This is a genomic window from Nonomuraea candida, assembly GCF_000725485.1.
GTDB classification, from domain to species: Bacteria; Actinomycetota; Actinomycetes; order Streptosporangiales; family Streptosporangiaceae; genus Nonomuraea; species Nonomuraea candida.
Window position 1 is genome coordinate 24,045 of the sequence record NZ_JOAG01000020.1, and the last position, 22,143, is coordinate 46,187.

A 22,143-nucleotide genomic window follows, 5' to 3' on the forward strand; every position below is an offset into this window, starting at 1 on the left:
CGCCGCCCCCTCAGGAGGCCGCGGAGCGGCAGGACGGGGAGCTGCCCGCGGGCCGGTCCCACTCGCAGGCCCGGGTCTCGGCGAGCAGCAGGTCCACCACGTCGGTCAGCCGGCCCCGGCGGGCGAACGCGCGCCGCTGGCGCTCGGCCGAGCTGCCCCTGGCCAGCGCCTCCTCGGCCAGCGCGGAGACGAGCGGCCAGTCCGACGACTCCTCCAGCTGCGGGCGCAGGCCCTCCACCAGCCGCCCGACCACCACGGCCGCCGGCCGCGGCACCCCGCTCACCGGGTCGATCAGCTCACCCTCCAGCCCGGCGCGGGCCGCCTGCCAGGTCGCCGCGCGCACGGCCTCCAGGTGCACCTCGCGCTCCACCCCCTGGCGCACGGCCTCGATCTCCCTGGCCACCAGGGCGCGGAACAGCCCGGCGATCAGCACGACGCTCTCCACGCGCGGGCACGAGTCGCAGATGCGCAGCTCGATCGTGGGCACGTGCTGGGAGGGGCGGATGTCGAAGTAGAGCATGCCCGCGTCGGTGATCACCTGCGACCGGATGAGCTCGCCGAGCATCTCCTTGTACTCGGCGGCCGAGGCGTACCTCGCCAGGGGGCCCGCCGTCGGCCAGCGTTGCCACACCAGGCTGCGGAAGCTGGCGTACCCCGTGTCCTCGCCGTCCCAGTACGGCGAGCTGACCGACAGCGCCAGCAGCGGCGGCAGCCAGGGCGTCAGCCGGTGCGCCACCACCACGGCCAGGTCGGGGTCGCGCACCTCCGCGTGCACGTGCGTCCCGCAGATGAGCTGCTCCCGCGTGAGCTGCTGATAGTCGCTGAGCATCTGCTCGTAGCGGGGATCGGGGGAGACCTTCACCTCGTCCATCTCGACCAGCGGGGCGCTGCCCGCCGCGTTGATGCCCAGCCCCACCTCGTCGGCCTGCCGGATCAGCCGCCGGCGCAGCCCGCACACGTTCCTGGCCAGCTCCTCCAGCTCCAGGAAGGGCTCGCTGTTGGACTCCACCATGGAGCGTTGCAACTCGTGCGTGAAGCTGGCCGGCGGCAGCGCCTCCAGCACCAGGTCGGCGCGGGCGGCCAGCCGCCGCGTGCCGAGCTCGACCACATGGAACTCCTCCTCCACGCCCACCCGGATCGTGCCCACATGCGCCTCCACGACCATGCACCTCCAGCTCATCGGTACGCAGGCCTCACTACTCCCCCGAAATCGGTCTTCTCCACGTAAAGATTTTCAATGGCGAGGGGGCGGGGACGGGTGGCCCGATCCCCGTACGGACGGTCGCGCCGTTTGCCGGCGCCGGGCGCGGGCAGCCGCAGAAGGCATGCGAGCCACATGCAGCAAGGCATCTCGACCGTCCCCGCGCTCGTCCCCGCGCTCGTCCTCGCGCCGGCGCACGCGCACGCGGCTGCTCCTGCTGGCCGCCGGAGCCGCGGGCGTGGCGGCGGGCGTGGCGGCGGCGGTCAGGAAGGCGCGGGCCGCCCGGCCGGGACCGGCCACCTGGTTCGCCGTCACCGTCCAGGCCGAGCCCGGCGAGCTGACCGGCCCGGACCGGCCCGACGCCCTGGCGCGGCTGGCCGAGACGCACGAGGTGCGCGTCACCCGCGCCCCCGGCGGCCGGGGCAGCGAGATCGCGGTCCGCGCCGCCGACGGCAGGACCAGGCAGGAGGTACGGGCGGTCAAGCAACTGGTGGAGACCGGCGAGGTGCTCGTCGTGGAAGGGCAGCCGGAGGGCCACCGCACGATGCTCGGCCGGGCCGCCACGCCGGCGTTCCGGCACCTGACGAGGAGAGGACCACGATGAGGGCGCTGTGCTGGACCGGGGTGAACGAGCTCGCGGTCGAGGACGTCCCCGAGCCGCGGCTGCTCAACCGCCAGGACGCCCTGGTCAAGGTCACCGCCAGCTCGGTGTGCGGGTCGGACCTGCACCTGCTGGACGGCTACGTCCCCACCATGATGGCCGGGGACGTGCTCGGCCACGAGTTCGTGGGCGAGATCGTCGAGGTCGGCCCCGACGTGCGGGAACGGCGGGCCGGCGAGCGGGTGACGGTGTGCTCGATCATCGGCTGCGGGCGCTGCCACTACTGCCGGGAGGGGCTGTGGTCGCTGTGCGACAACACCAACCCCAACCCCGGCTTCCTGGAGACGCTCATCGGGCACGCCACCGCGGGCATCTTCGGCTACTCGCACGCCATGGGCGGCTTCGCGGGCAGCCACGCCGAGTACGTCCGGGTCCCGTACGCGGACGTGAACGCCTTCCCCGTGCCCGACGGCGTCCCCGACTCCAGCGCGGTCTTCGCCTCCGACGCCGTGCCGACCGGCTGGATGGGCGCGGACCTGGGCGGGGTCGGACCGGGCGACGTGGTGGCCGTGTGGGGCTGCGGCGGGGTCGGCCAGATGGCCGCCCTGGCCTCGCTGCGCCTGGGCGCCGACCGGGTGATCGCCATCGACCGGTTCCCCGAACGGCTGGCCATGACCGCCGCGCTCGGCGCCGAGACCCTCGACTACCGCGAGGTGGACGTGCTGGACGCGCTGAAGGAGCTGACCGGCGGGCGCGGGCCGGACGTGTGCATCGAGGCGGTCGGCATGGAGAGCCACGGCACCGGCGCGCAGTACGCCTACGACCGCGCCAAGCAGGCCCTGCGGCTGCAGACCGACCGCGGCCTGTCGCTGCGCCAGGCCGTGCACGCCTGCCGCAAGGGCGGCACCGTCTCCGTCCTGGGCGTCTATCTCGGCCTGGTCGACAAGTTCCCGATGGGCGCGGTGATGAACAAGGGGCTCACGTTGCGCGGGGCCCAGCAGCACGGCCACCGCTACATCCCGATGATCCTCGACCGGATGAGCAGGGGCGAGATCGACGCCTCACCGCTGCTCACCCACCCCATGAGCCTGGAGGACGGCCCGAAGGGCTACGAGCTGTTCAAGGAGAAGCGGGAGGGCTGCGTCCGCGCCGTGTTCCACCCCTGAACCGGGGGCCGGCCGCGATACCGGGTCCCGGTTCTGGGCCGGGGCCCGGGGACATTCTGCGGCGGTCACGGGTTCACTTCGGAACCGCCAAGTTTTCTTGATCATTCTTGACGGGGTGGCGCGCGCCATCGCGGCAGATGCGGACTTACTTTCGGTCTTGCTTCCTATCGGGATGCGATCGAAAGGAAAACCTCATGCTCCGTCGTACGGTGTCAGGCGCGTTCGCGCTGACGGTCGCCGGTCTCATCACGGCAGCGGCCTCTCCCGCACACGCCGAATCCCGTGCCGCGCAGACGCGCGCGGCGACGTACTACGACAGCGCCGCGGCCATCATCAATGCCGACGGCAGCCTGAACAACGGCGTGAACGTCGTCAAGTCCTGGCGGGCGAGCACCGGCCGGTACTGCGTCCAGCTCGACTCCTCGGTGAGCGCGCCCTACGCGCTCATCCAGCTCACGCCGCGTGACGCGCGCCGCCTGCCGCACATCGCCTACCGCAACCCGTCCTCGACGTGCTCGCGGCACAACACCATCACCGTCCACGTCTACGACACCAACACCGGGCACCTCGCCAACGGCGGGTTCGACCTCCTGGCGCTCTGACCCTCGGCAGCGTCACCGGACAGGACCGCCGGAGACCGTACGGGCCCACCGGCCCGGCACGGTCTCCGGCGCTGGGCGTTCCGGGGGTGTCCCTGCGGATATTCCGGTATTCGCTCCCCGATTTTCGGCTCCGCGTCACGGGCGGCGGCGAAAAGGGCGGAAACCACCCGAAAAAGGTGAGCCCGGCCACCGATTTCTCATGTGGGGGCCTCGGAAGCCAACGCGGAGCCAAGATTTCACCACCTGACGTGCTCGCCGGTGGCGGACGGTTCAGTGCACCGGGCGGACGTGGTAGGCTGAATGACGTTGCAGTTGTTGTACCCATAAAACTTTGTGCGCACCTGGGCAGAGTTCACTCCCAGGTGCGGTTTTGTTTCCGGTCATTTCCGGATGGGCTTTCATCGCGGCGACACGCAATCCGCGAGGTGCGGATTGCTCCCCTGTATTACGAAGGAGATCGCCATGGCATCCGGAACCGTGAAGTGGTTCAACTCTGAAAAGGGCTTCGGCTTCATCGCGCAGGACGGCGGCGGCGCCGACGTCTTCGCCCACTACTCCAACATCGTCGCCAACGGCGGCTACCGTGAGCTGACCGAGGGCCAGAAGGTGTCGTTCGACATCGTCCAGGGTCAGAAGGGTCCGCAGGCGGAGAACATCGTCGCCGCCTGACCTGACACGGTCGTGATGTCCGGGCCCGCCCCCTTCATGGGGGCGGGCCCGCGTCGCGTTCCGGCGCGGTTCCCGCGGCAGGGCCCTTTCCGCCGGGCGGCGCGAGCCGCGGGCGGCGGCGGGCGCTCCGAGCCCATGGGCCGGCCCCGGAGCCACCGCCGGCTCCCCGCAGGCGCGCCTCCGCCAAGACCTGGCTGATCGCCCGGGTGCTCGCGCGGATCGCGCTGCCTGCGGCGCCGCTGATCCACCAGAACCAGGCTCTTGCGGCGCTGCCGGTCGCGCGCCGCCAGGAGGCGCCTGCCACCGCTCCGCCGTCCGCCACCGCGCCGCCGCCGGCCCGCGCGTGAACCGCCGCTCCCGGCCCGGGGGCGGCGTTTTCACGTACGGCGTCGCGCCGAGGTGTCACATTCGGGCCGCGAATTCCGTCATAAGGGATGTCCGATCGCATTTCGAGCTTCCGCACCGCGAGGTGAGCCATGACGATTCACTCCCACATCGAGCCTGGTTCGTGGCGGATCGCCACGGAGGCCACCGAGGCCAGGATGTCCATCGGCAGGCGCCGGGAGCGCGGCCTGCCGCTCGACGTCACCGGCGCCTTCTACCTGCGCCCGAGCGGCGCGCTGGCGGGATTCACGCTCCTGCTGTCACCGCCCGGACATCCCGGCGGCCCGCCCGAGCGGACCGGCGGTTCGCCCGCGCGGCCTGACGGGTCGTCCGCCCGGCCCGGTGGCGCGCCCGAGCTGCGATGGGAGGCGGCGGACCTGGACCGCGAGGGGCAGGCGTGGTTGCGGTTCGGCGAGCAGGAGACGCGCTCGGCCGTGTCCGTCCTGGACGCCGAGATCCCGGGCGAGCACCCGTACCTGAAGATCGTCCTGGAGACGGAGTTCTCCTCGCGGCGGCTGCGCCTGCCCGGCCTGCCGCGGTTGTGGCCGCGCCGGGTGACGGTCACCCTGTTCAGCGAGATCCGCCCGCTGGAAGGCGCGCCGCTGGACGGCGCGCCGCCCGCGTGACGCCTCCCGCCCGCAGGGTGGCTAAGCTGCGCGCATGGCGCGGATTCTCCTCTTGCACTCCATGTACGGCCTGCGGCCCGCCGTCCACCAGGCCGCCGACAGGCTGCGGGCGGCCGGGCACGACGTGCACGTCCCCGACCTGTACGACGGCCGGGTCGTCGACACGCCCGAGGAGGGCATCGCGATCAAGGAGGAGATCGGCCGGGACGAGCTGCTGAAGCGGGCCGTGGCCGCGGCGGCCCCGCTCTCCGAGGACCGCCTCGTCTACGCCGGCTTCTCCCTCGGCGCGGCGATCGCGCAGAACCTCGCCCTCGGCGACGAGCGGTCCCGGGGGCTGCTGCTGATGCACGGCACGTCCGACATGGCCGACGGCGTGGCCGCCGACGACCTGCCCGTCCAGCTGCACGTCGCCGACCCCGACACCTACGAGCCCGCCGACTGGCTGAACACCTGGTACCTGCGGATGCGCCGGGCCCGGGCCGACGTGGAGGTCTTCCGGTATCCGGGCGTGGGCCACCTGTTCACCGACCCCGAGCTGCCGGACCACGACGCCGAGGCCGCCGAGCGCGCCTGGGCGATCGCCCTGGACTTCCTCGCCGACCTCTGACCGCCCGGCCGCCCGCTCACCCCGCCACCGCCGGCCGGGCCGCCGCGCGGGTCAGTCCGCCGCGTCCGGCGGGGCCGCCGCGCGGGTCGCTCCGCCGTCTCCCGGCGGGGCCGCCGCGCCGGCCGCCAGGAGCCGGGCCGCCAGCACCCGGCACCGCTCGCCCAGCCAGGGCGGGTCGAGCACCTCGAACTCGTGCCCCAGCAGCAGCACGTGCACGAGCACCACGTCGAGGTCGCCGCCGCCGCTGACCACCTCGCACCGCCCCTCCCCGCGCCCGTGCACGACGGCCGCCGACGCCGGGATCTGCGCCCGCACGGTCCCGGCCGGCGCGTGCACGAGGAAGCGCGCCTGGTGCGGGTAGACCCGGCTCGCCACGCTCTCCTGCACGTACGCCGCCGCGTCCGGCGCCGGCCGCGGCCGGAAGCGCCAGGTCCGGGCGGACACCCCGGTCATCCGGTCCACCCGGAAGGTGCGCCAGTCGTCGCGGTCGAGGTCATAGGCGAACAGGTACCAGCGCCGGTCGGAGGCGACCAGCCGGTACGGCTCCACCCGGCGCCGCCGCACCTCGCCCCCCGACGGGTAGCCGAAACCGGCCTCGACCTCGTCGCGGCACGCCCTGGCCAGCGTCATGAGCACCTCGGCGTCGACCGGCGTGCGGCCACCGCCGAACGACTCCACCGAGCCGGACAGTGCCCGCACCTCGTGCCGCAGCCGGGTGGGCAGCACCCGGTCGAGCTTGGTCAGCGCCCGCAGCGCGGCGTCGCCCGCGCCCGCCACCGCGCCGCCCGCCCCGGCCAGCAGCGAGACCGCGGTGGCGATGGCCTCCTCGTCGTCGAGGAGCAGCGGCGGCAGGTCCCGCCCCGGGCCGAGCTGGTAGCCGCCGCCGACGCCCTGGACGGCGTGCACGGGGTAGCCGAGCGTACGCAGCCGCTCGACGTCGCGCCGCACCGTGCGCGAGGTGACCTTGAGCCGGTCGGCCAGCTCCGGCCCCGTCCAGACCCGCCGCTGCTGCAACAGCCCGAGCAGGGTGAGCACCCGCTCCGTCGTGCCGCGCTCGTCGCCGCTCGCCGCTCCCATGCCCCCATCCCGCCGCCGATAGCGGACCGATCCTGTCCGCAGGACATGACAGCGTAGCCGCATGAACGAAAACGCATTCGACTGGAACCGCACCCTGCGCGAGCAATGGGCGTTCCACTGGAACGTGCTCCGGGGCCGGCTGGCCGACCTGACCGACGAGGAGTACTTCTGGTCGCTGGTGCCGGACGCCTGGAGCGTACGGCCGCGCGGCAGCTCGACGGCGCCGATTCAGGGCGGCTCCGGGGACTACACGATCGACTTCGCCTTCCCCGAGCCGGTCCCCGCGCCCTTCACCACGATCGCCTGGCGGCTCGGCCACGTCATCGTCGGCGTGCTCGCCGCGCGCAACGCGGCCCACTTCGGCGCGCCGCCGGCGTCGTACGAGTCCTGGGAGTACGCCGGCAGCGCGGCCGGAGCACTCGACCAGCTCCACACCCAGGTCGACGTCTGGCTGGCCGGGGTGGCCGGTCTCGGCGAGGCCGGGCTGCGTGTCCCGGTCGGGGAGAAGGAGCCCTACCCTGACGCGCCGATGGCGGACCTGGTGCTGCACATCCACCGCGAGCTGATCCATCATCTGTCCGAGGTCTTCCTGCTGCGCGACCTCTACCTGCACGCGCACGCCGCACCGAACGGAGCCGCCCGATGAGCCGGCACATTCAGATCACCTTCGACGCCCACGACCCGCGGGCGCTGTCGTCCTTCTGGCGCGAGGTCCTGGGCTACGTGCATCCGGGCCCGCCGGGGGCCGACCTGCCCGAGGGCGCCGACCCGCTGGCCGCCTGGGACGACTTCCTCGCGCGGGCGGGCGTGCCGGCGGACCAGCGCAACACCAGGTCGGCCATCGAGGACCCGGACGGGCAGGGCCCCCGGCTGTTCTTCCAGCAGGTGCCGGAGGACAAGGTCGCCAAGAACCGCGTCCACCTCGACGTGCGCGCGGCTCCCGGGCTGCGGGGGGAGGAGCGGATGGCGGCGCTGGAGGCCGAGTGCGACCGTCTCGTCGCACTCGGGGCCAAGAGGGTGCGCCGCCACGAGCCCGAACCACCGCTGAGCACCGGCTTCATCGTGATGACCGACCCGGAGGGCAACGAGTTCTGCCTGGACTAGGAACGGCGCCTGCCCGGGCCGCGGCACATGGAGGGCGCCCGGCGGCCGGCGTCACGGGTCGTCCCGCTCGTCGGCGCAGACGCACGGCGCCGCCTCCAGGGTGCCCGCCTCCTCGTCGACGTGCACCACCTGGCGCGACCCCAGGCACAGACGGCACGGGAACGCCTTCGCCGTCGCCGGATCGGCCCACACCGGATGGTTCGACGCGGTCGGCGCCGGCGGGGGCGGCCGATGGCGGCGCCCGGCGGGCTCGTTGCCGCCGCCCACCCATCCGAGCCCTTGGCAGAACGTGCACGCCAGGAACAGCGGCCCGAAGCGCTGCCCGCGCAGGCCCTCGCATTCGGGGCACGTGATGGGGTCGGTCACGCCCGGCCGGTCCCGTCGCAGGGGCGGCACGGCAGCCACGTGCGTTCCTTGTCCTTCGTCCCGTTCAGCTCCATCCACTGCCCGCCTTCCCCGAGGCAGGCGCCGCACACCGGGGGAGCTTCGTCATCCTTCGGCATGCCCGCACCGTAGCCGACCGTGCACGCGCTGTCTGTGCCCTGCGGGCGCCGGAGGTCTTACCACGCCCCGGCGTGGCCCGCTGGGGCATCCGAGCCGGCCGCTGACCGCCCCGCCTCAGGGGCGGGTCGTGGCCTCGTGGTCAGGGCGGGCGGCGGGGGCGGGCGGGGCTGCCGGGCGCATGGCCACGATCAGCACGGCCAGCCCGGCGAAGACGACCGTGGAGACGGCGCCGGTGACGTGCACCCCGGCGGTGAACGCCTCCCTCGCGGCGTGCAGCAGCGTGGCCGCCTGGCCGGCGGGCAGGCCCGGGGCGGCGGCGATCGCACCGGCCAGCGAGTCGGAGACCCCGGCCAGCGCGCCGGAGGGGTCGGCCGGCGCGCCGGAGGAGCCGATCAGGGAACCGGTCCCGGCGGGCGGCGGGCCGGAGACGACGGCCGATGAGCCGGACGCGGCGGCGGGCGAGCCGGTGAAGGCGGACATCCGGCTCTGGTAGACCACCGCGGCCACGACGCCGAGCAGCGCGGCGCCGAGCGAGCCGCCCAGGTAGTTGCCGGTCTCCGACATCGACGCCGCCGACCCGGCCCGCTCCGGCGGCACCGAGCCCCGGTCGCGAAGGCGGCCACGGACCGACACCACCGCGAACGCCGCCCCGCCGATCAGCAGCAGCCGCCGGCGGCCGATCCGGTCGCCCAGCGTGCCCATCGTGATGACCAGCCCGGCCACCATGAAGCCGTAGCCGTCACTGATCCACAACTGCTGCACGTTGGTGGCGCCCAGGTCGGCGCTGAGCTGGGGGAGCGCGAGGAACAACGCCGTGATGTCCATCGCGACGAGCAGGGTCGGCAGGACGAGGACGGCCAGTCCCAGCCAGGCCCGGTTGACACGCATTTTCGGAAGACTCCCTGTACGGCAGAGGTTTTGCCGGTTGGTCGGAGCGGCCCCCGGATTCTTGACATGGGCGGGGACGCAACCGCGCGGGGAGCCGCGAAAGCGGCGGCGGCCGGAACGCGTGCGAAAGTTTTTCCGGCGGGCATGTCAAGACGGTGAAGGCGGCTCCGACCAACCGGTCGAAGGGCCCGGCCGGGGCCCGCCGAGCACGAGGAGTACGAGATGAAGTTCCTGATCAGCATGCACATCAACCCCGCCGTCCTGGACGCGCTCACCGACGAGGAGCGGGCCGCGATCGGCGAGGGCCACGGCAGGTTCATGGAGGCGCTCAAGGAGTCCGGCGAGTTCATCCTCACGCAGGCGCTCGCCGACCCGTCGCAGGCGGCCGTGGTGGCCGTGCGCAACGGCCAGCCCGTGGTGACCGACGGCCCGTTCCTGGAGTCGAAGGAGTACCTGGGCGGCTTCTACCTGGTCGACTGCGAGAGCAAGGAGCGGGCGATCGAGCTGGCGGCGCAGATCCCGGACAGCGCGATCGAGGGCCTCGGGATCGAGGTGCGGCAGGTGATGTTCTCTGAGGGACAATTGGAGGCATGACGGCGCCACCATCCATCGAGGGCCTGCTGCGTGAGCTCACGCCGCAGGTCCTCGGCGCGCTGGTGCGCCGGCACGGGCAGTTCGAGGGGTGCGAGGACGCCGTGCAGGAGGCCGTGCTCGCCGCCGCCGTGCAGTGGCCGGCCGAGGGGGTGCCGGACAACCCGCGCGGCTGGCTGATGACCGTCGCGTCCCGGCGGCTCATCGACCAGATGCGCAGCGACCACGCGCGCCGCGAGCGCGAGACGGCCACGGCCGCCGACGTGGTGCCCGAGGACGTGCCCGACACCGACGACACGCTCGTCCTGCTCTTCCTGTGCTGCCATCCGACGCTGACCGCGGCCTCCCAGACCGCCCTGACGCTGCGCGCGGTCGGCGGCCTGACCACCGCCGAGATCGCCCGCGCGTTCCTGGTGCCCGAGGCCACGATGGCGGCCAGGATCAGCCGGGCCAAGCAGCGCATCAAGGCCGCGGGCAGCTCGTTCGGCCTGCCGGAGGGCGCCGAGCGCGAGGAGCGGCTGCGGGTCGTCCTGCACGTCCTCTACCTGATCTTCAACGAGGGCTACACCGCCTCCTCCGGCAGCGAGCTGCACCGCCCCGACCTGGCCCATGAGGCGATCCGGCTGGCCAGGATGGTGCACGCGCAACTGCCCGAAGACGGCGAGGTGACCGGGCTGCTCGCGCTGATGCTGCTGACCGACGCCCGCAGAGACGCCCGCACGACGGAGACCGGCGACCTGGTGCCGCTGGACGAGCAGGACCGCACGAAGTGGGACCGCGCGCTCATCGACGAGGGCACCGCGCTGGTCAAGGCGTCGCTGGCCGGCCCGGAGCTGGGGCCGTACCAGCTGCAGGCCGCCATCGCCGCCACCCACGCCGACGCGGCGACGGCCGGGGAGACCGACTGGGCGCAGGTCCACGCGCTCTACCTGATCCTGGAGCGGATCGCGCCCAACCCGATGGTCACCCTCAACCGGGCGATCGCGCTGGCCGAGACCGAGGGGCCGCCGGCCGGGCTGGCCCTGCTGGCCACCCTCGACGGCGACGAGCGGATGGCCGGGCATCACCGGCTGCTGTCCGTACGCGCGCATCTGCTGGAGCGGACCGGCGACACGGCGGGGGCGTACGAGCACTACCGGCGGGCCGCGAAGGCCACCGCCAGCATCGCCGAGCAGCGCTACCTGGAGTCCAGGGCGGCCCGCCTGCGCCCGTGACCCCGGCCGGGCGGGGTCACGGCGTGGTGGGGGCGGGGCGGGGTCAGACCCGCTCGGGGACCTCGTTCCCGGCCGCGGCGATGGCCTTGCGCAGGTTCGTCAGCGCGAGCAGCACGAACCCGATCACAAAGAAGATGATCATGGACAGGATGGCGATGCGGTAACTGTTGGTGAGCTGCAGCGCGATCGTGATGGTCAGCGAGCCGATGAACGCCGACCCCTTGTCGCTGATCTGCAGCAGGCTGAAGTACTCCGCCTCCCGCCCCGGCGGGATCACCAGCGAGAACAGCGAGCGCGACAACGCCTGCGTGCCGCCCAGCACGATCGCGATCGCGAAGGCCATCAGGTAGAACTGCAGCGCCTGCCCCTCGGCCACGAACATGGCCATGGTCACGATCGCCGTCCACACCACCAGGCTGGCCAGCACCGTGCGCTTGGTGCCGAAGACCTGCGCGAGCCGGCCCAGCCCCAGCGCCCCGAAGAACGCCACGAACTGCACCATCAGGATCGCCGTGATCTGCACGGTCTGCTCCAGCTTGAGTGCCTCGGAGGCGAACGCCGCGCTGTTGCCGATGACCGTCTGCACCCCGTCGTTGTAGATCAGGTAGGCCACCAGGAACAGCAGCGTCAGCGGATAGAGCCGCAGCTCGGCCAGCGTACGGCCGAGCTGGCGGAAGCTGCCGCCGACCGAGCGCAGCGCCGTGCTCTCGTGCGCGGGCACCGGCCGGTTGCGCAGCCGCAGCAGCGGGAAGATCGTGAACGTGGCCCACCACAGGCCCGCCGACATCATGCACACCCGCACCGCCATGCCCTCGCTCATGCCCAGGCTCTCGTGCTGCAGGTAGAGCACCAGGTTGAGGGCCAGCAGCAGGCCGCCGCCCAGATAGCCGATGGCCCAGCCGCGCGAGGAGACCCGGTCGCGCTCCTCGGCGGTGGAGATCTGCGGCAGGAACGAGTCATAGACCACGGTGGCCGAGCCGTAGGCCAGGTTCGCCACGACGAACAGCACGCCGCCCAGCAGGTAACGGTCGCCCTCCACGAAGAACAGCCCCATCGCGGCCAGCGCCCCGGCGTAGGCGAAGCCGCCGAGCAGCTCCTTCTTGCGGCCGGTGTGGTCGGCCAGCGCGCCCACGATCGGCAGGAACACGATCTGCAGCAGCACCGCGACCGTGGTGATCAGGCCGAAGAACGCGGCGGGCCTGATGTCGGCCCCCAGCACGTCCACGTATCCCAGGCCGGGGTTGGCGGCGGCCAGGTCGTCGAAGGTGTCCACGCAGGTGGCCGAGGCCACCGAGGGGAAGTCCCGCGCGCAGGCCGCGGTCTTGGCGACCGGGATGAGGTAGGGGCCCAGGAAGACGGAGATGACCGTGGTGTAGAAGGCGGAGTTGGCCCAGTCGTAGAGGTACCAGCCGCGCTGCTCGCGCCGGCGCGCTGCCGGCGACTCGTCCAGGGCCGCGGGGGGTGCGGGTACGGGCATGGTGTCGAATCGCTCCTCTTGGGGCGGAACCCGGGGGCTCGGGGGAATCGTCGGGAACGTACGCCGTCACGCCGCCAGGCGGTCCGGATGCCACAGGCCGCGGCGGCGCAGCACATCGCGCAGCCCGGTGACGTTGTCGGTCATGATGCCGTCCACGCCCAGGTCGAGCAGCTGCTCCATGCGCACGGGATCGTTGATCGTCCACACGTGCACCTGCATGCCGATCGCGTGCGCCGTACGGACCAGGTGCCGTGTGGTCACCCGCAGCCCGCGGAAGCCCACCGGCACCTGCGCGCACGGCACCCCGGCGCGCGACAGGCGCGCCAGCAGCCGGCCGTAACCGGAGGTCGCCGCGGCGGCCCGCAGCGCGGCCACGCCGCGCGGGCCGAGCGCCGAGCACACCTCCCGGCCCAGCGCCGCCCTGGCCAGCATCAGGCGCTCGTCGGAGAAGGAGGTCAGGCAGACGCGGTCGTAGGCGTTGGTCCGCCTGATCGCCTCGGCCAGCGGGGCGATGGCCGCCGACTCCTTGACGTCGATGTTGAAGCGCGTCTCCGGCCAGGTGCCGAGCAGGTCCTCCAGCAGCGGGATCTCGTGGACCCCGCCGATGCGGGCCCGCCTGACCTCCGCGTAGGGCAGTTCGGAGATGCGGCCCCGCCGGTCGGTCACGCGGTCGAGCGTGTGGTCGTGGAAGGCCACCAGCACGCCGTCGGCGGTGGCGTGCGCGTCGGTCTCCAGATAGGTGTAGCCGAGCGCGACCGCCCGCTCGAACGCGGCGGCGGAGTTCTCCGCGCCCTCCGCGGCTCCTCCGCGGTGTGCGAAGGCCAGCGGGCCCGGATGGTCGAGGAAGGCGAAACGACGGCTCAGCACGTCCTGAAGTATGCCCTTCCCAGGTGAACGCTTCGGTTACGAATCGGGGAGATTCTGCCACTCCTGGCGGCGCGCCTCCGACAGCGCGATGGCCGCGGCCACCGCCACGTTGAACGAGCCCACCCGGCCGACCTGCGGGATGTAACAGGCGCCGTCCACGGCGTCGAGCAGCGCGGGGGAGCAGCCGTGGTCCTCGCTGCCGACCACCAGGCACACGTCGCGGTCGAGGCCGGCGCGGTGCAGCGGCACCGCCTCCGCGGTCAGCTCGATGGCCAGCACCGCGTAGCCGTCCTCCCTGGCCGCCTTGACCGCCTCGGTGGCCGGCACCGCCTCGTGCCAGGTGACCAGCCGCTCGGTGCCCAGCGCGGTCTTGCCCGCCTTGGGGTTGGTGGGCGGGGTGGCGTTGCCCGCCAGCCAGATCTGGTCCACCCCGAACGCGGCGGCGCTGCGGAAGATCGAGCCGATGTTGAACGGCCCCGTGACCGACTCGATGATCAGGCCGAGGCGGTTGCCGGTGTTCCTGCGCCAGGTGCGGTTGAGCCGTTTGACGTCGGTGGGGCGCAGTTGCCTTCTCATGGGGTCACCTTAAGGATGCGGTAGGCGGCCCGGCTGGCCTCGCGGGAGGCCTGCCAGCCCTGCTCGCCGAGCCAGCGCTGCAGGGAGTCGGAGCCGAGGTGTTTCTGGACGACCAGGTAGGCCACGCCGTCGGGCGTCAGCCGGGTGAGCCACCTGGTGAGCATCTCGTGCAGGGCCTGCTTCCCAATCCGGATCGCAGGATTCGACCAGATGGCCCGAAATTTCACTTCATCTGGCACTTCATCGACATGTACGGATCTTACTTTGTAAAGGCCGGCGGCCTGGGCGTTCCGCTCGGTCAGCTCCAGGCTGCGCCGGTTCACGTCCACGGCCCACACCGTCGCCTCCGGCGCCCGGGAGGCCATGGTCAGCGCGATCGGGCCGTACCCGCAGCCCAGGTCGAGCAGGTCGCCCTCCTGGGGCGGCGGCGGCACGCTCTCCAGCAGCACGCGCGTGCCGACGTCGACCCGCTCGGGCGAGAACACCCCGCTGTCGGTCTCCAGCCGCAGGTGCAGGTCGGGCAGGACCAGATCGACCGAGCCGGGCCGGCCGGCGGCCGTCGGCCGCTCGGAGAAGTAGTGCGCCACGTCGCCAAACGTTACGGGATCCGGGAACCGAACAGGACCGCGGCGCCCGCCACCAGCAGGCCGGCCAGGATGGCGGCCACGATGAACCACTGGGTGATCTCCTGGTTGACCAGCTTGTAGCCGAGTGAGGTGCCGATCTGCTCGTAGACCTCGCGCAGCTCGCTGCCGGACTCGGCGCTGTAGGCGCGGCCGCTGGTGCCGTCGGACAGGGACTGCAGGGTCTGCTTGTTGACCGGGACGTTCACGGGCCGGCCGTCGATGTCGACGGTGCCTTCCTGGGTGCCGTAGGCGATGGTGGAGACCGGTATGCGGGCCTGCTGGGCGGCCTCGATGGCCTCGTTGACGGAGCGGCCGGAGGTGTTGTCGCCGTCGGAGAGCAGGACGATGGCGGCGGGCGGCGGGTCGGTGGCGGCCTGCTGGTCGAAGGAGCGCACCGATTCCAGGGCGTTGAAGACGGCCTCGCCGATCGCGGTGCCGGGGCGGGTGGTGAGGTTGCCGATGGCGGTGACGACGGCCTGGTGGTCGGTGGTGGGGGAGACCACGACGTTGGCCGAACGGGCGAAGGAGACGACGCCGACGTTGAAGCGGTCGGGCAGCTCCGTGGCGAAGGCCTGGGCGGCGGCCTTGGCGGCGGTGATGCGGTTGGGCTGGACGTCGTCGGCGTCCATGGACAGCGAGACGTCCAGGGCGATCATGATGGTGGCGCGGTCGCGGGGGACGCGCACCTGGTCGGCGGGCTTGGCGGCGCCGATGACCAGGAACGACATCATGACGAGGAACAGGGCGGGGGCCACGTGGCGGCGCCAGCCGGGGCCGGCGGGGGCGACGAGGTCGAGCAGGGCGAGGTTGGTGAAGCGCACCGTGTAGCGGCGGCGGGCGAACATGGCCGCGACGTAGCCGGCCACGAGGAGCAGCACCAGCACGAACAGCCACAGCCAGCCCGGGGCGAGAAAGGTCACGAATCCTCCCCGGGAGGGGTCGCCGGGCCGTGCTCGGTCATGTGGGCCTCCGGTGGGCGAGGTGGCTCATGCGGCGCTGGCGCAGCACGAACTGTGCCACGTCGAAGACCCAGTCGCGGTCGGTGCGCAGGACGAGGTGGGCGATGCCGGCGCGGCGCAGGGCCTGGCGGGTGCCCTCGCGCTGCAGGGCGGCCGCCTCCGCGTAGGCGCGCCGGATTTTCGGCGAAAGGTGCACTTCGCGTACGTTCCCGGTCTCGGGGTCGGCGAACGCGACGCGGCCCACGTCGGGCAGTTCGAGCTCGCGGGGGTCGATGATCTCGACGGCCAGGACCTGGTGGCGGGCGGCCAGGCGCCTGATGGGGCGCTCCCAGGGGCGTTCGGCGTCGGGGTCGAGGTCGGGCCGGGCGTCGAGGAAGTCGGAGACGACGAGCCGGACGCCGCGGCGCCTGCGGGTGGCCGCGAGGATCTCGATGCCTTCGGCCAGGTCGGGCGGGTCGTCCACGACGCTGCCGCGCGGGGCGTCCATGAGGGAGTGCAGCAGCCCGTACAGGGCGGGGCGGCCGGTGCGGGCGGGCATGCGGTGCACGAACTCGTCGTGGATGACCAGGGCGCCGAAGCGGTCGCCCATGCGGCTGGACAGGAAGCCGATGGCCCCGACGGCGGCCACGACGAGGTCGCGTTTGTCGGTGTCGGCGGTGCCGAAGTCCATGCTGGGCGACAGGTCGGCCAGGGCCCAGGTCTCCAGCTCGCGGTCGGCGATGAGGTCGCGGACGTGCGGGACGGTGGTGCGGGCGGTGACGTTCCAGTCCATGCGGCGCACGTCGTCCTCGCCGGGGACGTAGAGGCGGCTGTCGCCGGCCTCGCTGCCGGTGCCGGGCAGCAGGCCGCGGTGGGCGCCGTGCAGGAGGCCGTCGAGCCGCCGGGTGACGGTCAGCTCCAGCCGGCGCAGGGCCTGTTCGGCGGTGGTGGGGCTCAACGGTTCTGGTTCCAGACGACGAGGGGCGGGGGCACGGCGTGCAGGATCTGCTTGACGACGTTCTCGGGGTCGACGCCGTCGGCCAGGGCGTCGAAGGTGAGCATGAGGCGGTGGCCCATGACGTCGACGGCGACGTCGCGCACGTCGTCGGGCAGCAGGTAGTCGCGGCCGCGCAGCAGGGCCAGGGCGCGGCCGGCCGCGACCAGGCCGAGGGTGGCGCGGGGGCTGACGCCGATCTCGATGGTGTCGGTGAGGTCGGCCAGGCCGTACTCGGCGGGGGCGCGGGTGGCCATGACGAGGCGTACGACGTAGTCGGCGACGAGCTGGTGCACCGAGACCTGCTCGGCCTGCTGCTGGAGGGCGAGCAGTCTGTCCGGGTCGAGGACCCGCTCGGGGACGGGCGGGGTGACGCTCATGCGGTGCAGGATCTCCAGCTCCTCCTGGGCGCTGGGGTGGGGGACGCGGACGCGGAACAGGAAGCGGTCGCGCTGCACCTCGGGCAGCGGGTAGACGCCCTCGGACTCGATGGGGTTCTGGGTGGCCAGCACGATGAACGGCCTGGGCAGCGGGTGGGTGACGCCGGCGAGGGTGACCTGGCGTTCGGCCATGACCTCCAGCAGCGCGGACTGGACCTTGGCGGGGGCGCGGTTGATCTCGTCGGCCAGCAGGAAGTTGACGAACACGGGGCCGAGCTCGACGTCGAACTTCTCGTTGGAGGGGTGGTAGACGCGGGTGCCGACGATGTCGCTCGGCACGAGGTCGGGGGTGAACTGGATGCGGGCGAACGTGCCGCCCACGACGGTGGCCAGGGTGGCGGCGGCGAGGGTCTTGGCGACGCCCGGGACGCCTTCGAGCAGGCAGTGCCCGCGTGCGAGCAGGGCCACCAGGAGTCTTTCGACCATGTGGTCCTGCCCGACGATGACACGCCGGACCTCGTCGAGACTCTGACGCAGCAGTGCCGCGTCGTTTCCGCCCGGCAACTCTTCGGCGACGCTCATGACGCCATTCCACCAAACGCGCCGCAAACGTGCACGACGCCACGTCTGTGCTTTCATGGCAAACGTGGCAAGTCCCTTGCAGTACGGCGATCCGCCCCGGCTGGGGCCCTACCTGGTGCAGGCCCGCCTGCACACCGCGCCGGCCGGGTTCGTCTACCTCGGCCAGGCGCCGGACGGCCGTGCCGTGTCGCTGGCGGTGCTCACGCGCGGCGCCGCCTACGACGCGGCGGCGCGTGACCGGTTCGTCTCGGCGGTGCGGGAGGCCGGCGGGCGGGAGACCGGGATGCGGGCCGGGGTGCGCGGCTGGCTGGGGCTTCCCGGCAGGCCGCGGGGCGCGCTGCTGGAGGGCGCGCCCGAGGTGCTGGCCTTCGAAGCGGGACGGGCGCCGTGGGTGGCGGTGCCGTACGCGCCGGGGCGGCCGGGGGCGGAGCGCTTCCTGGACCCGGTCATGGTGGGCGGGACGTTCATCGGGGAGGCGCACGGGCCGGACTTCGTGCCGTACTGGCTGACGGACCGGGCGCCGGCGTTGCCGGGGCCCGCGCGGCGGCGGCTGCCGCCGACCGAGACGCGCAAGCGGGTGCTGCTGGCGGCGCTGGCGCTGGTGCTGCTGCTGGTCCTGGTGACGGCGATCCTGTTGCTGCTGCTGTTCGGGCGGCAGGACAGCGAGCCGCAGCCGCGGCAGTTGCCGCCGACGGTGTTCGTGCCGACGCCGCCGCCGACGCCCGAGACGCCGGTCCCGCAGCCCTCGCCCTCGCAGTCCCCGTCGCCGTCGGACAGCGGGCAGAGCACGCCGGGCCGCTCGCCGGGCGAGGACCCGGGCGACGGCCCGCAGCTCTGAGCGTCGGGCGCGAGAGGCGGGGTAATTCGGGTTGAGCCTCACGTAACGTGAGGCTTTAGCGTCCGCGGCATGGAATTCATCGTTCACGACACACTGACGGCCATGGCCGGCCTGCTGGAGCGGCCGCTCGAGCGGCGCGCCGAGGCGCTGCGGGAGATGCTGGCGCCGATGAGGGCGGCGATCCCGATGCCCGGCGACCTCGCCGACATCCACCACCGGGGCGGCGGCTTCCGCGTCGACGCCGACGACCCGCGCTACCTGCCCGCCGTCCGCCGCATGATCGAGCAGGACGTGCTCGGCCAGGTGCGGCGCGAGCTGGCCCGCGCCTCCGAGCGGCTGAGCGGCGCCCGGCAGCCCGACCGGCTGGAGGTCATGTTCGTGCTGGGCAACCCCGACGACGAGCACCTGATGAGCACGGTCGGCGGCTACTACGGCATGGGCGGCGGCTCGGGCTGGCTGTACCTGCTGGCCTGGCCGTCGGAGGAGGTGATCGGGCGGATCGCGCACCTGGCGGTGCACGAGTTCCACCACCACGTGCGCTTCTCCAACGTCGAGTGGAACCCGGTCACCGTGACGGTGGGCGAGCACGTGGTCGCCGAGGGGCTGGCCGAGGCGTTCGTCCGGGAGCTGTCGGGGCCGGCGGCGATGGGGCCGTGGTCGTCGATGGTGACCGGGGAGGCGTACGAGCGGGCCCACGAGCTGATCATGGCCGATTTCGACCTGGCCGGGATGCGGCACACCTCGGCGTACGTGCTGGGGGACGGGGCGATGCGCAACTTCGGGCAGGAGCCGCGCGGCATCCCGGACATGGCGGGATACGCGGTGGGGCTGAACCTGGTGGACCGGGCCCTGGCCGCCACCGGGCTGACCGCCACGGAGGCCACCCTGCTGCCGGCCGCCGAGCTCCTGTCCCGGGCGGGCCTGCGCCCGTGACCCGCGACCCCGGGGCCCGGCGTCCCGAGGCCCGGCGTTCCGAGGCCCGGCGGACGGAGGTCCGAGGCCGGTGCCCCGGCCCCGGGCGTCCGCCGCGTGAGCGTTCGCGCCACGGGGACGCCCGCGCTACCGGGGGGAGACGAAGCCCGACTCGTACGCGGCGATCACCGCCTGGGTGCGGTCACGCGCTCCCAGCTTGGCCAGCACGTTGCCCACGTGCGTCTTGACCGTCTCCTGGCTGACGACCAGCTCGGCGGCGATCTCCTGGTTGGACAGACCCCGGGTCATCAGCCGCAGCACGTCGCCCTCGCGCCCGGTCAGCCGGTCGATGCCGGGCACGGGGGCGGCGTCGCCGCGCGGCCGGCGGCCGGCCAGCGTCCGGATCGCGGCGGGGAACAGCAGCGACTCGCCCGCCGCGACCAGCCGGACGGCCCTGACCAGGTCGTCCGGCCTGGCCCGCTTGAGCAGGAAGCCGCTGGCCCCGGCGCGCAGCGCGTCGTAGACGTGGTCGTCGTTCTCGAACGTGGTCACCACCAGCACCTTGGGCGGGTCGTCCAGGGTGAGCAGCAGCTCGGTGGCGCGGATGCCGTCGAGCGCGGGCATGCGTACGTCCATGAGCACGACGTCGGGCCGCTCCCTGCGCACCACGGGCACGACCGCGGCGCCGTCGGCGGCCTCGCCGACGACGGTCAGGTCCGGCTCGGCGTCGAGGATGATGCGCAGGCCGGTACGGATGAGGTCCTCGTCGTCGGCGATCACGACTCGCAGCGTCATGACCCCGACCGTAGCGGCAGGCGCGCCGCGACCCGCCATCCGGTCCCGGCGGGGCCGGCCTCCAGGTCGCCGCGGAGCAGCCGGGCCCGCTCCCGCATCCCGGCCACGCCCCGGCCGCCGCCGTGACTACGCCCGCGCGCCCCGCCCCTGGCGTCCGCGCGCCCGCCCGGCGGGCCGGCGCTGGTGACCTCCAGGCGCAGGTCGTCCCCCTCGACGGCGGCGGCCAGGCGGATGGGGCCGCGGCCGTGCCTGATGGCGTTGGTGAGGGCCTCCTGCAGGATGCGGTACGCCTCCCGGGAGACCACGGCGGGCACCCCGGACAGGTCGCCCACCTCCTGCCGCACCTGCGCGCCCGAGGCGGCGACCAGCTCCCCGAGATCGGCCAGCGTCGCCTGGGGACGCGTGCCGCCGCCCTCGCCGTCGCGCAGGACGCCCAGGACGTGGTCGAGGTCGTCGAGGGCGGAGCGGGCCGACTGCTCGATGGCGGCCAGCGCGGTCCTGGCCGTGCCGGGGTCGCGGTCGAGCACCCGGCCCGCGGCGGCGGCCTGAAGGGTGACGACGCTGAGCGCGTGGCCGACCGAGTCGTGCAGCTCGCGGGCCAGGCGGTTGCGCTCGGCCAGCGTACGGGCGTGCTCCTCGGCGGCGGCCAGCCGCTCGGCGGGGGTGGGGCCGAGCAGGACGGGGGCCAGCCGGGCCAGCAGCGCGCCCGCCCCGGCCGCCAGGACGACCAGCGCCGCCAGCAGCACCAGCCCGCATGCCGCCCACGCCACGGCGTTCCAGCCGGGCGTGACGACGAAGCCGAGCACCGGCGTGGTCTGCCCGGTCACCGGCAGCGCCAGCGTGAACAGCGTGAACGGCACGATCGCCAGCGTGCAGCCGCTGACGACGCCGCCGACGGCCAGGTGCAGCGTGAACCACGCGGCGGTGCGCCGCCTCTCCTGCCAGGACCGGCCCGCCTGCCGCGGCGGGGTCTCCACCCGCGCGCCGAGCAGCCCCTGCGCCGCGCTCACCGCCAGCCCGCGCACGGGCAGGAACAGCCCGGTCACGGCCACCACGGGCAGCACCGCCGCGAACACGCCGACCTGGGCGGGCAGCAGCAGGTTGGCCGACTCGCCGTGCAGCAGGCCCGACACGAGCACCCCGACCATCATGTACGGCATCAGCAGCGCCCCGCCCAGGACGAGGCACGCCCACCGGCGGGGGAGGTTCCTTCTCACATCCGCGATTGTATGTCGATGAAAATTCGCTATCGGAGTAATGCGCTTTACGAGAAATGTGCCCCCAGCGAAAAGATTCCCTGATCGCCGCCCCCCGGGACTAGCGTTTTTCGCGGCAATACCCGCGTAGAAAGGCGCCGCCATGACGGAGACACAGCGCGCGGCCTGGCCCGACCAGCTCGGCCGGCGGCTGCTCAAGGAGCGCATCGTGGTCCTCGGCCAGGAGGTCGACGACGAGATTTGCAACCGGCTCTGCGGTGAGCTGCTTTTGCTCGCGGCCGAAGACCCCAAGCGCGACATAACGCTTTACATCAATTCCCCGGGCGGCTCCGTGCAGGCCGGGATGGCGCTCTACGACATGATGCAGTTCATTCCGTGCGACGTGCAGACGGTGGCGATGGGGCTCGCCGCCTCGATGGGCCAGGTGCTGCTGACGGCCGGGACGAAGGGCAAGCGTTACGCGCTGCCCAACGCGCGCGTCGTGATGCACCAGCCGCTGGGCGGCATCGGCGGCTCGGCCACCGACATCCAGATCCAGGCCGAGAACATGATCTACACCAAGCGGCGGCTGGCCGAGATCATCGCCCACCACACGGGGCAGCCGCTGGAGCGCATCCAGGCCGACTCCGACCGTGACCGCTGGTTCACGGCCCAGGAGGCGCTCGACTACGGCATCGTCGACCACATCGCAGAGGGGATGAACTGAC

At 73.1% G+C, this 22,143-nt stretch carries 27 protein-coding genes and 1 pseudogene; 14 read left to right on the top strand and 14 right to left on the bottom strand.

The window, feature by feature from the left end; genetic code table 11:
* Window positions 1–10: 10 nt before the first annotated feature.
* A complete protein-coding gene (locus IO39_RS20490) occupies window positions 11–1,159 on the bottom strand; it encodes a carboxylate-amine ligase (protein ID WP_245642098.1) in 1,149 nt (382 codons plus the stop codon).
* 166 nt (window positions 1,160–1,325) lie between these two features.
* On the opposite strand from IO39_RS20490, the gene IO39_RS20495 reads away from it, so the two are divergent.
* The 7 genes from IO39_RS20495 to IO39_RS20520 all read left to right on the top strand — a co-directional run bounded on the left by IO39_RS20495 (window position 1,326) and on the right by IO39_RS20520 (window position 5,856).
* The gene (locus tag IO39_RS20495; RefSeq protein ID WP_157548663.1) at window positions 1,326–1,805 is read left to right on the top strand and encodes a hypothetical protein; all 480 of its coding nucleotides are present in this window, start codon (window positions 1,326–1,328) and stop codon (window positions 1,803–1,805) included.
* Complete coding sequence (locus IO39_RS20500) at window positions 1,802–2,968, top strand: zinc-dependent alcohol dehydrogenase (protein WP_043625510.1); 1,167 nt, start codon at window positions 1,802–1,804, stop codon at window positions 2,966–2,968. The genes IO39_RS20495 and IO39_RS20500 overlap by 4 nt, the downstream gene beginning before the upstream one ends.
* A gap of 194 nt (window positions 2,969–3,162) precedes the next feature.
* Complete coding sequence (locus tag IO39_RS20505; RefSeq protein WP_043625514.1) at window positions 3,163–3,570, top strand: hypothetical protein; 408 nt, start codon at window positions 3,163–3,165, stop codon at window positions 3,568–3,570.
* Between the two features lie 462 nt (window positions 3,571–4,032).
* Entirely contained in the window at window positions 4,033–4,239 is a 207-nt protein-coding gene (locus IO39_RS20510) for a cold-shock protein (protein WP_043625518.1), read from the top strand.
* A gap of 206 nt (window positions 4,240–4,445) precedes the next feature.
* Window positions 4,446–4,586 (top strand): hypothetical protein, encoded by a 141-nt coding sequence (locus tag IO39_RS54585; protein WP_157548666.1) that lies wholly within the window; start codon window positions 4,446–4,448, stop codon window positions 4,584–4,586.
* Between the two features lie 129 nt (window positions 4,587–4,715).
* Window positions 4,716–5,249, top strand: a complete 534-nt coding sequence (locus IO39_RS20515) for a hypothetical protein (protein WP_043625521.1) — start codon at window positions 4,716–4,718, stop codon at window positions 5,247–5,249.
* Window positions 5,250–5,283: 34 nt separating this feature from the next.
* Window positions 5,284–5,856, top strand: a complete 573-nt coding sequence (locus tag IO39_RS20520) for a dienelactone hydrolase family protein (protein WP_043625524.1) — start codon at window positions 5,284–5,286, stop codon at window positions 5,854–5,856.
* A gap of 51 nt (window positions 5,857–5,907) precedes the next feature.
* Here IO39_RS20520 and IO39_RS20525 read toward each other — a convergent pair whose 3' ends face one another.
* On the bottom strand, window positions 5,908–6,933 hold the full coding sequence (locus IO39_RS20525; RefSeq protein WP_052423125.1) for a helix-turn-helix transcriptional regulator: 1,026 nt from the start codon (window positions 6,931–6,933) through the stop codon (window positions 5,908–5,910).
* Window positions 6,934–6,994: 61 nt separating this feature from the next.
* Between IO39_RS20525 and IO39_RS20530 the strand changes: the two genes are divergently transcribed.
* On the top strand, window positions 6,995–7,579 hold the full coding sequence (locus IO39_RS20530; protein WP_043625526.1) for a DinB family protein: 585 nt from the start codon (window positions 6,995–6,997) through the stop codon (window positions 7,577–7,579).
* On the top strand, window positions 7,576–8,037 hold the full coding sequence (locus tag IO39_RS20535; protein WP_043625529.1) for a VOC family protein: 462 nt from the start codon (window positions 7,576–7,578) through the stop codon (window positions 8,035–8,037). The genes IO39_RS20530 and IO39_RS20535 overlap by 4 nt, the downstream gene beginning before the upstream one ends.
* A 51-nt stretch (window positions 8,038–8,088) precedes the next feature.
* Here IO39_RS20535 and IO39_RS20540 read toward each other — a convergent pair whose 3' ends face one another.
* From IO39_RS20540 to IO39_RS57845, 3 genes and pseudogenes are all read right to left on the bottom strand, one after another.
* Entirely contained in the window at window positions 8,089–8,403 is a 315-nt protein-coding gene (locus IO39_RS20540) for a hypothetical protein (protein WP_157548669.1), read from the bottom strand.
* Entirely contained in the window at window positions 8,400–8,540 is a 141-nt protein-coding gene (locus IO39_RS54590) for a hypothetical protein (protein WP_157548672.1), read from the bottom strand. Before IO39_RS54590 ends, IO39_RS20540 begins: the two co-directional genes overlap by 4 nt.
* 595 nt (window positions 8,541–9,135) lie before the next feature.
* Window positions 9,136–9,429, bottom strand: a pseudogene (locus tag IO39_RS57845) (MFS transporter); the annotation flags it as partial.
* Window positions 9,430–9,651: 222 nt separating this feature from the next.
* Here IO39_RS57845 and IO39_RS20550 point away from each other — a divergent pair.
* Window positions 9,652–10,023: a YciI family protein gene (locus tag IO39_RS20550; RefSeq protein WP_043625538.1), complete on the top strand. Its 372-nt coding sequence runs from the start codon at window positions 9,652–9,654 to the stop codon at window positions 10,021–10,023.
* Window positions 10,020–11,234: an RNA polymerase sigma factor gene (locus IO39_RS20555; protein ID WP_043625541.1), complete on the top strand. Its 1,215-nt coding sequence runs from the start codon at window positions 10,020–10,022 to the stop codon at window positions 11,232–11,234. Before IO39_RS20550 ends, IO39_RS20555 begins: the two co-directional genes overlap by 4 nt.
* 43 nt (window positions 11,235–11,277) lie before the next feature.
* On the opposite strand, the gene IO39_RS20560 is transcribed toward IO39_RS20555, so the two are convergent.
* The 7 genes from IO39_RS20560 to IO39_RS20590 all read right to left on the bottom strand — a co-directional run bounded on the left by IO39_RS20560 (window position 11,278) and on the right by IO39_RS20590 (window position 17,674).
* Window positions 11,278–12,711: an MFS transporter gene (locus IO39_RS20560; protein WP_043625544.1), complete on the bottom strand. Its 1,434-nt coding sequence runs from the start codon at window positions 12,709–12,711 to the stop codon at window positions 11,278–11,280.
* Window positions 12,712–12,777: 66 nt separating this feature from the next.
* Complete coding sequence (locus tag IO39_RS20565; protein ID WP_169789092.1) at window positions 12,778–13,575, bottom strand: glycerophosphodiester phosphodiesterase family protein; 798 nt, start codon at window positions 13,573–13,575, stop codon at window positions 12,778–12,780.
* Between the two features lie 39 nt (window positions 13,576–13,614).
* Window positions 13,615–14,154, bottom strand: a complete 540-nt coding sequence (locus IO39_RS20570; protein ID WP_043625550.1) for a TrmH family RNA methyltransferase — start codon at window positions 14,152–14,154, stop codon at window positions 13,615–13,617.
* Complete coding sequence (locus IO39_RS20575) at window positions 14,151–14,741, bottom strand: class I SAM-dependent methyltransferase (RefSeq protein ID WP_043625553.1); 591 nt, start codon at window positions 14,739–14,741, stop codon at window positions 14,151–14,153. Before IO39_RS20575 ends, IO39_RS20570 begins: the two co-directional genes overlap by 4 nt.
* An 11-nt stretch (window positions 14,742–14,752) precedes the next feature.
* Window positions 14,753–15,700, bottom strand: a complete 948-nt coding sequence (locus tag IO39_RS20580) for a VWA domain-containing protein (protein ID WP_043625556.1) — start codon at window positions 15,698–15,700, stop codon at window positions 14,753–14,755.
* A gap of 37 nt (window positions 15,701–15,737) precedes the next feature.
* On the bottom strand, window positions 15,738–16,676 hold the full coding sequence (locus IO39_RS20585; RefSeq protein WP_084773168.1) for a DUF58 domain-containing protein: 939 nt from the start codon (window positions 16,674–16,676) through the stop codon (window positions 15,738–15,740).
* Window positions 16,673–17,674 (bottom strand): AAA family ATPase, encoded by a 1,002-nt coding sequence (locus IO39_RS20590; RefSeq protein WP_043625558.1) that lies wholly within the window; start codon window positions 17,672–17,674, stop codon window positions 16,673–16,675. The genes IO39_RS20585 and IO39_RS20590 overlap by 4 nt, the downstream gene beginning before the upstream one ends.
* Before the next feature lie 55 nt (window positions 17,675–17,729).
* Between IO39_RS20590 and IO39_RS20595 the strand changes: the two genes are divergently transcribed.
* Window positions 17,730–18,512: a hypothetical protein gene (locus IO39_RS20595; RefSeq protein ID WP_043625560.1), complete on the top strand. Its 783-nt coding sequence runs from the start codon at window positions 17,730–17,732 to the stop codon at window positions 18,510–18,512.
* A gap of 69 nt (window positions 18,513–18,581) precedes the next feature.
* Window positions 18,582–19,445 carry a DUF2268 domain-containing putative Zn-dependent protease gene (locus tag IO39_RS20600; protein ID WP_043625563.1) on the top strand — a complete coding sequence of 288 codons (864 nt, stop codon included), beginning with the start codon at window positions 18,582–18,584 and terminating at the stop codon, window positions 19,443–19,445.
* A gap of 126 nt (window positions 19,446–19,571) precedes the next feature.
* Here the strand turns inward: IO39_RS20600 and IO39_RS20605 are convergent, their stop codons facing one another.
* Complete coding sequence (locus IO39_RS20605; RefSeq protein ID WP_043626082.1) at window positions 19,572–20,219, bottom strand: response regulator transcription factor; 648 nt, start codon at window positions 20,217–20,219, stop codon at window positions 19,572–19,574.
* Window positions 20,216–21,436 carry a sensor histidine kinase gene (locus IO39_RS20610; RefSeq protein WP_043625567.1) on the bottom strand — a complete coding sequence of 407 codons (1,221 nt, stop codon included), beginning with the start codon at window positions 21,434–21,436 and terminating at the stop codon, window positions 20,216–20,218. The genes IO39_RS20605 and IO39_RS20610 overlap by 4 nt, the downstream gene beginning before the upstream one ends.
* Before the next feature lie 142 nt (window positions 21,437–21,578).
* Between IO39_RS20610 and IO39_RS20615 the strand changes: the two genes are divergently transcribed.
* Entirely contained in the window at window positions 21,579–22,142 is a 564-nt protein-coding gene (locus tag IO39_RS20615) for a ClpP family protease (protein WP_043625570.1), read from the top strand.
* Window position 22,143 lies beyond the last annotated feature (1 nt).